Here is a 10,139-nt window from a genome sequence, read left to right as displayed (position 1 = left end):
GCGCTTGCGATCCGTGCTGCCAAGGCCGCTGGCCTCTGGCGCGACCTGCAACGCCGTTATGGCGATCTTGGCTGGTCCAGCGCGCGCATCCACTTACACGGCGGCAAGCCCTGGGCGCGGCTCCTGCCCTTGCCTGGATCCCAGGTGGACACAGGGCGTTTCCATTCCCGCCTTCCTGAGCTGCTACAGCAGGCCGGGGTCCGTTACGTCTCCGCTGAGGCGCTGAGCCTTGAGCGTCAGCAGGGGGAGTGGCTGGTGCGTTGCAGCGATGGCGCAGCCCACTCCAGTCCCCAGCTGGTGCTGGCCGCCGGTGCGGGCTGCCGCAGCCTTTGGCCTGCCTGGCCTGAGCTGCTGCGCAGCAGCTGGGCGGGAGTGCTGGAGTTACCCCAAGCTCCGCCCCATGGCCTGCGGCTGCCGGCCCAGTTCCAGCGCCCGGCGATGGAGCGTTCCAGCGCGCAACTCGAGTCCCCTCGGACCGTCGTGGATGCCGGGCTCGTGCCCCGCGGTGATGGGGCGCTCTTGGGGCAGGTCAGCAGCTTTGCTCCCGGCTTGTCCCTGCAGGCCCCCCCGCCTGCGCTGGAGCAGGAGCTGAGGCAGGCCATCGCTGCCTCCGGGTTGCCCAAGGGCCTCGCTGAGGCGCCTGGCCGCTGGCATCAGGTCCCCGTGGCCTTCAGCCGCACGGGGAGTCCGTTGGCTGGTCCCCTGGCGGACGCCCCAGGACTGTTTGGCTTTAGTGGCTTCAGCGGCGGCTTTGCCCAGGTGCCGGTGCTCGCGCCGCTGCTGGCGGAGGTGCTCGCGGCGGGCAGCGCTACGGCGCAGGGGCAGTTGGAGCAGCTGCAGGTGTGGCAGCACTCCAGGTGAGCTCCGGGGTGAGTGGCGCGGCGGGATCGCGCGGCACGGGCAGCAGCTCGCGCAGCAGTTGGGCGTAGGTGATGTTGACCCCGACGGTGGCGTTGAGCCGTTGCACGAGGGAACTGATCAGGCGCTCCTGGGTGATCGAGAGATCCACCTCGCTGGAGAGTCCCGTTTGGTAGCGGAGCCGTACGTCGCGGAAGGCTTCGAGGGCCGCGGCGACCCCCCGCCGGGCTGAGGCCAATTTGGCCAGGCTCGCCTCGTGGTTGAAGAAGGCCGCCTCCAGCCGCAACCGAATCGCATTGCGCCGGGCCGCATAGTCCTGTCCGGCGGCTTCGACGCGGCGCTGCAGGGCCCGGGTCTCGCCGCTGGTGGTGCCGGCATCAAACAGCAGCCAGCGGACGCTGAGGCCCAGGGACCAGTCGTAGCCACTGGTGTTCAGGGTGGGGATCACGGTGGAGCCGCAGCAGCCCCCATTGCTGGTGGTGATGTTGAACTGATTGACGTTCTGGCCGTAGCTGCCGCCGCCGGCAAACAGGGCCAGTCGCGGCAGCAGTTGGGCGGCGGTCGCATCTTTTTGGCGTGCCAGGGCGGTGCGCGTCGCCAGGATTGCCTCGAGTTCGGGGTTGCCGCGGTAGGCCGCCAGCAGGCTCTGCTCAAGGTCCAGGGGCCAGTGGGGCATCACGGCGATTGGATCGCTGGCACTGGGGGTGACCGTGGCGGGAAGGTTCAGGACCAGGGCCAAGCGGCGCCGGGCGATGGCGCGATCGGCCAGGGCCTGGATCAGGGCCTCTTGGTCACTGGCCTCAATGGCGCGGCGGCGCAGGACATCGACCCGGGGCACCAGACCCGCCAATTTCAGATCGAGGGAGTCCTGCAGGATCAGCAGGTCATCGCGCACCGCGGCGTCCTGGATGCGGACGTTCTGATCGGCCTGCTGCAGCTGGTAGTAGGCCTCGCTGATGTTCAGTTGCAGTTGGCGCAGCTGGTTGCCATAGAGCTGCCGCTCCCGCTCCAGCACGGCCCGTGCGGCCTGCACCCGGGGCGTGCGGGCGAAGTCCAGGAGGGCGTAGTCCAGTTGCAGCCCGGCGGCGCCGACGTTGCTGGATTGGTTGAGGTAAGCCCCCCCTTCTGTGGGGACATAGAAGGCTCCCCCCGGCTCAAACAGGGGCCCCAGGTTCAGGTTGCCGTTGCCGACGGAGGCGGTGTTGTTCGAACTGATTTGGCCGGTGCTGCCGCCGGCGACCGCACTGATCCGCGGCCAGTAGGTGCCAAGGGCCGCCTGCAGTTCATCGAGGGAGGCCGCAACCCGCTCCCGTTGGGCGAGGAGCTCCGGGTTGTTTTTGAAGCCCAGGGCGAGGGCCTCGAGCAGGCTCAGGCCCTCAACGACTCCTTTTTGGAGCTGTTGGGGCGTTGGAAGGCTCAGTGGTGCGGGGGGAGCGGCTTGCCCCGGCTGCAGCTGTTGGCTGGGTGCCCGATTGGGCTGCAGCAGGCTGCTGGGAATGGGTGCCGTGACGGCTTCCCGTGGCGGAATCCCCTGGGGGTCGGGAGGGATCAGGGCATCAAGGACCCGCAGCTGCTGATCCAGGGCCCGCCAGCTGCGCTCGAGCTTCTCCACCTCGGGGGAGCTGGCTTCGATGTTGGGTTGCCCGAGTGCCAGCGGGCTGCACAGGCTCGCCAACGCCAGGCCGCCGGCCAGGCTCAAGATTCGGCTTGCCGCAGCGAGGCGCAACGTCCGGGGGAAGTTGTGATGCAGTCTGCCGAATCTGGCCAGAATCGCCTTAGCCCAGCATCCTGTCGCTATGTGGCAGCAACGGCGGCAACAGCTCCAGCAGGGTTGGGTTGGTCTGAGCGACCACAACCAAGTCGGCGTCTGCCTGGCGGGGGTCGGCGGGGTCCTGGCGCTCTGGGCGTTGTTCTGGCCGGTGCCGACCGAGGTGAGCGGTCAGGGCGTGTTCCTCTATCCCGATAACGCTGGGGTGCTCAATGCCCGCTCCGGAGGGCAGGTCCTCGACGTCAAGGTCAAGGTTGGCGAACCGGTGCGCAAGGGACAGGTCTTGATGACCCTCTACCTGCCGGTTCTGGAGAAACAACTGGCGCAGCAGCGGGGCAACCTGGCGCAGCTGGAGCGGATCAACGCCGATCTGGACCAGCGCGATCTGCGGCGGCTCGAGACCGAAAAGCGCGCCGTGGAGGTCGCCCTGGCGAAGTTGACGGACGACAGCGCCCGCTACGCCTCACTCCAGTCCACCTACAGCACGAAGCTCAGCAACCTCGACTGGCTGGCTCGCCGGGAAGTGGTGGCACCGCTCTCCCGCGAGGTGGTTGCCGTTCAGCAGGGCTTCACCAACACCAGCGTGGACCTCGATGCGGTGAAGATCCAGCGCAAGAAGGTCTTGACCGACTACGAGCAGGTGAAGCTCACGATCGAGACCGAGGCGCTCAATCGCCGCTACCAGATCGACGACCTCAAGCGGCAGATTCGCGTCACCGAAGCGCAGATCGCCTACGACGGGGAGGTGTTGGCGGGCCGGGACGGCAGCCTGCTCGACATCCAGGTGATCTCCGGGCAAACCGTCTCCACCGGGCAGCGCCTGGGCACCATTGGCCGCCCCCAGAAACCCGGTGCCAAGGCTCCGCCCCTGCGGGCCGTGGCCTATTTCTCCCCGGCTGATGCCCGCCGCCTTCCCTTGGGACTGCGGATGGAATTGGTGCCGCAGTGGAAACAACGGGGGCGCTTTGGCGGGATCGTGGGCCAGGTCAGCCAGGTGCTGACCCTGCCGGCCACCGAGGACGACGTCTCCACCACCACCGGCAACCCCCAGTTGGCAAAGGCCCTGACCAAGGAGGGGCCGGTGATGCGCGCCGAGATCGAACTGGGCCGCGATCGCTGGAGCAATGACGGCTACCGCTGGACCCTCTCGGGCGGTAGCGGTGTCTTTCCGGTGCGCGATGGCCTGACCCTCAACGCCTACGGCTATGTGGAATGGCGCTCCCCCTTGAGTTATGTGCTCCCGGGGCTGCGCTCCCTCACCGGTGGCTATCGCACCCTCAGAATTGACGCCCTATGGAACCGTCCTTTCCTCAGGCAGCCCGGAACCTTGGAGTGAAGCTCAAGGCCTGGCGCTTGCCTCCCCTTCGCAACGCCCTGCTGCGCAAGGAGTTGCCCTGGTTGGTGGCGGAGGTGGTTCTGCTGCTGATCCTGTTCAACGCCAACGCCCCCGAGCTCTGGTTCTGGCTCGTGGTTTTGCTCGTGGTCCTGGGCTATCGCGTGGAGCGCTGGTGGGCGTCGAGGCCTGAGTCCTAGCGGGGCAGCACGCTCGACCAGGTCCGCTCGGCATCCTGCATGGCCTGCTCGGCCTGCCTGCAGAGCAGCAGCCGAGCGGCGATGCGCTCCAAGCGCTCAAGAGGGATGCGGTTGAGGTTGGGGTCCGCGAGTTCGCGGTTGAGATCCAGCCAGGCCTGGGGCAAGGCCAGCGCAGAGCTGGGTGGTTGCGGCAGGGTTCGCCGCCGGCCGCTGAACCGCTGCTCCCATTGTTCGAGCCGTTGGCCCAGGACCTGCAGCAAGGCCGCCTCGCCCTGATGCAGCCGCTCGATCAGGGCGCTGTCGTTGAGGGTCGGGGCCCGGCGCACCATGCCGCCAACCATCATGACCAGACGGGAGCAGGCGTCATCGAGGCACTGCACCAGCTGAACGCTGGGATGGCGGTTTGCCCCTTCCCCCAGTTCCAGGCTGAGGGCCGGGCGCAGGGCCCGCAGGCTGATCAGGCGAGCGCGCAGGCGCTTGTAGTCCTCAATGCCTGGCCCTTGCGCTTCGCTGTTCAGCAGGCGCTGGGCCAGGTCCTGGTAGGTCCGCCTCAGGTCGCTGAATAGCTCGCCGTACTGCCGCAGGACGGTATCGAGGCTGCGGGTCGGCCAGAACAAGCGCAAGCTCAGCAGGCCCACCAGCACGCCAAAGGCCGTCCAGAAAAAGCGCAGGGGAATCCAGGTGCCGAGGTTGGCGGAGTGGGAGAGCCAGCCCATCACCACAATCAGGCCGCCGACCTTGTAGCCGACCAACAGCTTGAGCCACCCTCCCAAGAGCCGTAGGGCCGCCAGGGTGATGGCGATGGCGATGGGCATCGGCACATCGCGCAGACCCCAGTAGCCCACCAGCAGCAGAACTGAGCCCAGCACGGTGCCGAGTAGCCGCTGACGGCCCAATTCGATCGCCCCGCCGTAACTGCCCGTCCCAACGGACACCACCGCCAGAGGGGAATAGAAGCCATAGGCCAAGCCGGTCATGGCGGCGAAGCCATTGCTCAGGCCGGCGGCCACCGCCAACCGCAGTTCGGCGCGGCTGATCAGCATGGCCGCCGGGCCAAGCTGCCCAGGCTGGCGTGCAGGGGCCTGGTCTCTTCCTCGAGGGCCAGCAACTGCAGCAGCGGGAGTCGTTGGCTCTGGGCGAGCTGTTGCCAGCGCTGCGGCTCACGCCGCGGTGTGGCCTGTGCGCCCCCCTGGAGTTGTCGATGCAGGCCGGCGATGCTCTGCTGCAGCGGCGTCGCCTGGGCGATGTCGAGTGGGGGTAGGCCTTCGATCAGGCGCTCCCAGGCAATCCAGTGGAACTGGACGATCTGCCAGAGCCGCAGGCGTTGCTGCCAGCGGCTGGAGCGCAGCCGCTTCTGGCGGGGGCCCCGGCGTTCCCGCTCCACCAGATCCGTCATCCGCATCAGGTTTCCGGTCAGGGGTGCTGTGTTCAGTGGAGTCGGTCGCTCGTGTTGACCATCCAGCCAGGCCTGGTAGCGCTCGAGTTGCCCCTGCAGATCAGCTAGTAGGTGCTGGTCGAGGCTTTGTAACTCGCGGTAGCTGTTGCGCGGCCAGAAGAGCAGTCCCACCCCCAAGGCCACCAGACAGCCGACCACGGTGTCGAGGCCGCGGTTGAACACGTAGTCCCAATCGAGGGCCTCGTAGCGGGGAATCATCAAGAACATCACGCTCAAGGTGGCGGCGGTGCTCAGGCCCGATTGCCAGCCGAACAGGCGCAGGACCGGGATCATCAAGAGGATCGAGACCAGCACCCCCATCCAGCCGCTGAGGATCGTGTGGACCACAAAGGTCACCAGTCCACCGATCACCGTGCCCATCACCCGAGCGGTTGCGGCCTTGACGGTGTGGTCATCGTTGTCATCAACAACAATCACCACCGCCATCAGCGGATACCAAACAAACTCAATGCGCTCAAACCACAGGGCAATCGCTGCCGTGAGGAACACCGCCGTGAACATCTTCAGGGTGTTGCGCACCAGCAGTGCGTCCACGGGCCGCGGCGTTCTGGGTCTGCGGGGAGCTTATGGAGGTCTGCGCTGATGGGCTCAATCTTGTTGGCGAACGCCTGGTCCTCGACCCTGGACGTCGACCTGACGGTGCTGTTGCGTCTGGGGTTATCGGTCTTGTGTGGTCTGGCGGTGGGCTACAACCGCGCCCAGCACTTTGCTCAGCCCCAGACGAATCGGCTGCGGGTGCACGTGCTGGTCGGTCTCAGTGCTTGCCTATTGGTTCTGGCGGCGGGGGACCAACCCGATGCGCGCAGCCGGGCGATTCAAGGGATCGCCACTGGAGTGGGTTTCCTGGGGGCCGGCGAGATCCTGGTGGATCGCGGCGGGGAGTCGTTTGCAGGGCAGCAACCGCGGGTGCACGGCCTCACCAGTGCCGCATCGATCTGGTTCACAGCCGCCCTCGGGGTGACGGTGGCGGCATCAACGCCGGTGCTGGCGATCACTGCTTTGCTCCTGGCCCTCGTGGTGCTCTCACAACACGCCAAGAGGCCCCATGTCTGAGACCAAGCCCGCGTTCTGGAGCCTGAAGCCCTGGTGGTGCCAGCCCTGGTCGATCCTGTTGACCGGTGTCCTGGTGATCGCCGGCAGCTGGCTGCTGTTGCACCGCTGGTGGATCAGCGCACCGGTGGCGGTGGCTGTGTTGGCCTGGTGGGGCCTGTTTCTTCTGCTGGTTCCCGCGGCTTACCTGGATGAGGCAGGCGAGCCCGAGAAGAGGCCCTAGAAGAGAAACTTGAAGCGCTCGGAGCTGCCGGCGGCTGCGGCCCCAGCGGCGGTGGCTTCGGGCCATTCGGCCTTCCAGTAGCTGATGCCCTCATGCATGAAGGGGCGGCCGCCGAGGCGCTCGGCGTTCAGCTCCGTGCTGCCCATGGCACTGATCAGGCCACCAATCTCCATCGGCCCGAGGTCCGTGCGCAGGTCCTTGCCGGCGACAGCGAGCAGAGCGGGGAGCCGCACCAGGCTCTCCGGGCGGGTGATCTGTTTGAACAGGGCCTTGAGCACCAGGCGCTGGCGATCCAGGCGGCCGATGTCCCCCATCTCGTCGTGGCGGAACCGCAGGAAGCCCTCGAGGTCTCGGCCCTTGAGGACCTGGCGGCCTGGCTGCAGATCGATGTGCAGGCCTTGGGTGTTGTCGTGATACCACATGCGCTTGGGCACGTTGACCTCAAGGCCGCCCAGGGCATCCCCCAGGCGCCGGATCACCGCCAGGTTCACCAGGATGTGGTGACGCACCGGACGTCCCAGGTGCTTGGAGAGCTCCGCCTTGACCGCATCGGGGCCGCCATAGGCGTAGAGGGCGTTGGCCTTCACCGGGCCAAAGCTGCTGGAGTTGATGTAGGTGTCCCGGGGCACCTGCAGCAGCTTGGTGACGCCGTTTTGCACACGCATCGTGTACATCACGTCGGTATTGCCGCCGCCGACGTCGGTTCCCAGGATCACCACATCGGCGTCACTGAGGCTGTTCCAGCTGCTGAAGGGATTGACCAGCTGGTGGCGCTCGCTCACCTGGGGACTGCTGAGGTAGTCCGCGACGGGAGAGGCCAGCAGGAGTCCACCACCCAGCCCAAAGCCAATGGCCGTCAGCATCGCTGCGCGCTCATCGCGGCGGCGGGGCATCGGGCTGGCGGGGGCTGTTTTCAGGGTGGGACTCTTCATTCTCACAATTTATTTCTTTTTCTGCCGCCCATCTTGTGGTAACCCCTGCATTGGTGCCACTTCTTTGGCTGGTTAGAGAGCTAGGGCCTCGTCCTGCCGTAGCCCCGCCTGGACCCGCCAGAGATTGACGTAGGCCCCACCGGCGGCGATCAGTTCCTCGTGGCTGCCGCTCTCGACGATCCGTCCCTGGTCCATGACCACGATCCGATCGGCATGGCGCACGGTGGACAGGCGGTGCGCAATCACCAGGGTGGTGCGCTCGGCGGTGATTCGATCGAGGGAGCGCTGAATCGCCGCCTCGGTTTCGTTGTCCACCGCCGCCGTTGCTTCATCGAGGATCAAGACGGGTGGATTTTTGAGGATGGCCCGGGCCAGGGCGATCCGTTGGCGCTGTCCACCGGAGAGGCGCTGGCCCCGCTCGCCCACCACCGTGTCGTAGCCCTGCGGCAGCTCCTCAATGAAGCGGGAGGCCTCCGCCAGTTGTGCGGCCTGCTCGATCTCGCCCCGCGTGGCCTCGAAGCTGCCATAGGCAATGTTCTCGGCCACGGTCCCGTGGAAAAGGAAGACCTCCTGGCTCACCAGGCCGATCGCCTTGCGTAGATCCCCCAGTTCCAGCTCTTCGATCGGTTGGCCATCCAGGCGGATCGTTCCGCCCTGCAGCCCATAGAGACGCAGCAGCAATTTGACGATGGTGCTTTTGCCTGAGCCCGTGGCCCCGACGATTCCCAGGGTGCTGCCGGCGGGGATCTCCAGGTCAAAGTTGCGTAGCAGCAGCTCCCTGCCGCTGTAGCCAAAGCTCACCTGCTCAAAACGGATCTGCCCGCGCACGCTCTGGCTGGGCAGGGGGCGATGGCCGCTGGGGATCGCGATCGGTGTGTCCACCAGGTCCAGCACCCGCTGGGTGGAGGCCATGGCCCGCTGGTAGTCATCGAGGGTGCGGCCCAGGCTGGTCAAGGGCCAGAGCAGGCGCTGGGTGATGAAGACCAAGAAGGAATAGGTGCCGACATCGATCACCCCGCGCCAGGCCTGGAGGCCGCCAATGACCAGGATCGCCAGGAAGGCAAACAGGATCGCGAAGCGAATCAGGGGAATAAACGCCGCCGAGAGTCGAATCGCCCGGCTGTTGCTGCTCTGGTAGGCACGGCTCTGGCTGCAGAGACGATCGGTCTCCCACTGCTCAGCGGCGTAGCTCTTGATGGTGAGCATGCCTCCGAGGTTGTTCGCCAGTCGGCTGGCCAGGTCTCCGGCCCGCTCGCGCACCTCGCGGTAGCGCGGTTGCAGGCGCTTCTGGAAATGCAGGGAGCCCCAGAGAATCAAGGGGATGGGCAGGAAGGAGACCCCAGCCACCGCAGGTGAGAGCCAGACCATGGCGCCCCCCACCGCCAGCACGGTCGTGATCAGTTGCAGAACCTCGTTCGCGCCGTGGTCAAGAAAGCGCTCGAGCTGGTTGATGTCGTCGTTCAGGATCGCCAGCAGGCGGCCGCTGGAGCTCGATTCAAAAAAGCCCATCTCCAATCGTTGGAGATGGTCGTAGGCCTCCAGCCTGAGCTCGTGCTGCACCGTCTGGGCCAGGTTGCGCCAGAGCAGGGCGTAGAGGTACTCGAACAGCGACTCCGCGCTCCAGATCACAAAGGACAGTCCGGCCAGGACGCCCAGTTGCCCTGGGATAGTCGTCACCCCCCAGCTGGCCAGCCATGAGGTGTCCTGCTGCACCACCACATTGACCGCCAGGGCGATCAGCACTGGAGGAGCCAAGTCGAACAGCTTGTTCAGGACTGAGCAGAGTGCTGCGAGCCGGACCAAGCGGCGATGGGGCCTTAGGGCACGCAGGAGGCGGCGCAGTGGGGGTTGGGCTGGGGTCATGGCGCCATTCAAAGGCGCCGGGCTGAATTCAATATGAAGCTGCTCACTGGGAACTGATTTCTGGGTTTCACCAGCGTTAGAACCGTGGTGTCTCCAACAGGAGGGTGTCTATGACCCGTTCGAGATCGTTCCATCGCTTCCATCGCTGGACAGCCAAGCTGAGAAGGCGTTCCCTGCGCAGCGCCTTACCTGAGCCCAGGGAAGGCGAACTGCAGCCGATCCATCCCGTCTCCGAAGTCCGTTGCCGCGAGTGGCAACGGGATCAGCTGCTGGATCTGATCGAGAACGAGGACGTCGAAGTCGCCGTCTGACCAGCAAAAAATCCCTGGATGTGAGCCCATTGCGGGCTCCATCCAGGGATTTTTCTTTGGGCTTGGGGAGGAGTGGCGCCCTGGCATGCAGGGCGCGCCTCAATCACCAGCGGTTGTCGCCGCCGCCGCCGTAGCCGCCGCCGCC

At 66.3% G+C, this 10,139-nt stretch carries 11 protein-coding genes; 6 read left to right on the top strand and 5 right to left on the bottom strand.

The window, feature by feature from the left end:
• Positions 1-861 (top strand): FAD-dependent oxidoreductase (locus QZ186_RS10570; RefSeq protein WP_296416723.1); only part of this gene is annotated, 861 nt, incomplete at its 5' end.
• Here QZ186_RS10570 and QZ186_RS10565 read toward each other — a convergent pair.
• The gene (locus QZ186_RS10565) at positions 809-2,584 is read right to left on the bottom strand and encodes a TolC family protein (RefSeq protein ID WP_296416722.1); all 1,776 of its coding nucleotides are present in this window, start codon (positions 2,582-2,584) and stop codon (positions 809-811) included. The two genes, QZ186_RS10570 and QZ186_RS10565, sit on opposite strands and share 53 nt — an antisense overlap.
• 70 nt (positions 2,585-2,654) lie before the next feature.
• Between QZ186_RS10565 and QZ186_RS10560 the strand changes: the two genes are divergently transcribed.
• Entirely contained in the window at positions 2,655-3,962 is a 1,308-nt protein-coding gene (locus QZ186_RS10560; protein ID WP_010317845.1) for an NHLP bacteriocin system secretion protein, read from the top strand.
• On the top strand, positions 3,959-4,159 hold the full coding sequence (locus QZ186_RS10555) for a hypothetical protein (RefSeq protein ID WP_296416721.1): 201 nt from the start codon (positions 3,959-3,961) through the stop codon (positions 4,157-4,159). Before QZ186_RS10560 ends, QZ186_RS10555 begins: the two co-directional genes overlap by 4 nt.
• Here the strand turns inward: QZ186_RS10555 and QZ186_RS10550 are convergent.
• Positions 4,156-5,202 (bottom strand): FUSC family protein, encoded by a 1,047-nt coding sequence (locus QZ186_RS10550; protein WP_296416720.1) that lies wholly within the window; start codon positions 5,200-5,202, stop codon positions 4,156-4,158. The genes QZ186_RS10555 and QZ186_RS10550 overlap by 4 nt on opposite strands.
• The gene (locus tag QZ186_RS10545; protein WP_296416719.1) at positions 5,196-6,149 is read right to left on the bottom strand and encodes an aromatic acid exporter family protein; all 954 of its coding nucleotides are present in this window, start codon (positions 6,147-6,149) and stop codon (positions 5,196-5,198) included. The genes QZ186_RS10550 and QZ186_RS10545 overlap by 7 nt, the downstream gene beginning before the upstream one ends.
• Positions 6,150-6,197: 48 nt before the next feature.
• Here QZ186_RS10545 and QZ186_RS10540 point away from each other — a divergent pair, with 48 nt between their 5' ends.
• Positions 6,198-6,668 (top strand): MgtC/SapB family protein, encoded by a 471-nt coding sequence (locus tag QZ186_RS10540; RefSeq protein ID WP_010317841.1) that lies wholly within the window; start codon positions 6,198-6,200, stop codon positions 6,666-6,668.
• Positions 6,661-6,888 (top strand): DUF6737 family protein, encoded by a 228-nt coding sequence (locus QZ186_RS10535; protein ID WP_010317840.1) that lies wholly within the window; start codon positions 6,661-6,663, stop codon positions 6,886-6,888. The genes QZ186_RS10540 and QZ186_RS10535 overlap by 8 nt, the downstream gene beginning before the upstream one ends.
• Here QZ186_RS10535 and QZ186_RS10530 read toward each other — a convergent pair.
• Both QZ186_RS10530 and QZ186_RS10525 read right to left on the bottom strand, forming a co-directional pair.
• The gene (locus QZ186_RS10530; protein WP_247479724.1) at positions 6,885-7,781 is read right to left on the bottom strand and encodes an LCP family protein; all 897 of its coding nucleotides are present in this window, start codon (positions 7,779-7,781) and stop codon (positions 6,885-6,887) included. The genes QZ186_RS10535 and QZ186_RS10530 overlap by 4 nt on opposite strands.
• A gap of 111 nt (positions 7,782-7,892) precedes the next feature.
• Entirely contained in the window at positions 7,893-9,683 is a 1,791-nt protein-coding gene (locus tag QZ186_RS10525; RefSeq protein WP_296416718.1) for an ABC transporter ATP-binding protein, read from the bottom strand.
• A 110-nt stretch (positions 9,684-9,793) separates the two neighbouring features.
• Here QZ186_RS10525 and QZ186_RS10520 point away from each other — a divergent pair, with 110 nt between their 5' ends.
• Positions 9,794-9,994 (top strand): hypothetical protein, encoded by a 201-nt coding sequence (locus QZ186_RS10520; protein ID WP_156797985.1) that lies wholly within the window; start codon positions 9,794-9,796, stop codon positions 9,992-9,994.
• Positions 9,995-10,139: the final 145 nt, after the last annotated feature.

This window comes from Vulcanococcus sp. DEBay_Sum29NL08_54 (assembly GCF_017859255.1).
Lineage (GTDB): Bacteria > Cyanobacteriota > Cyanobacteriia > PCC-6307 > Cyanobiaceae > Vulcanococcus.
The sequence above is the reverse complement of the archived record's forward strand: the minus strand, read 5'-3'. Positions and strand labels throughout refer to the sequence as shown.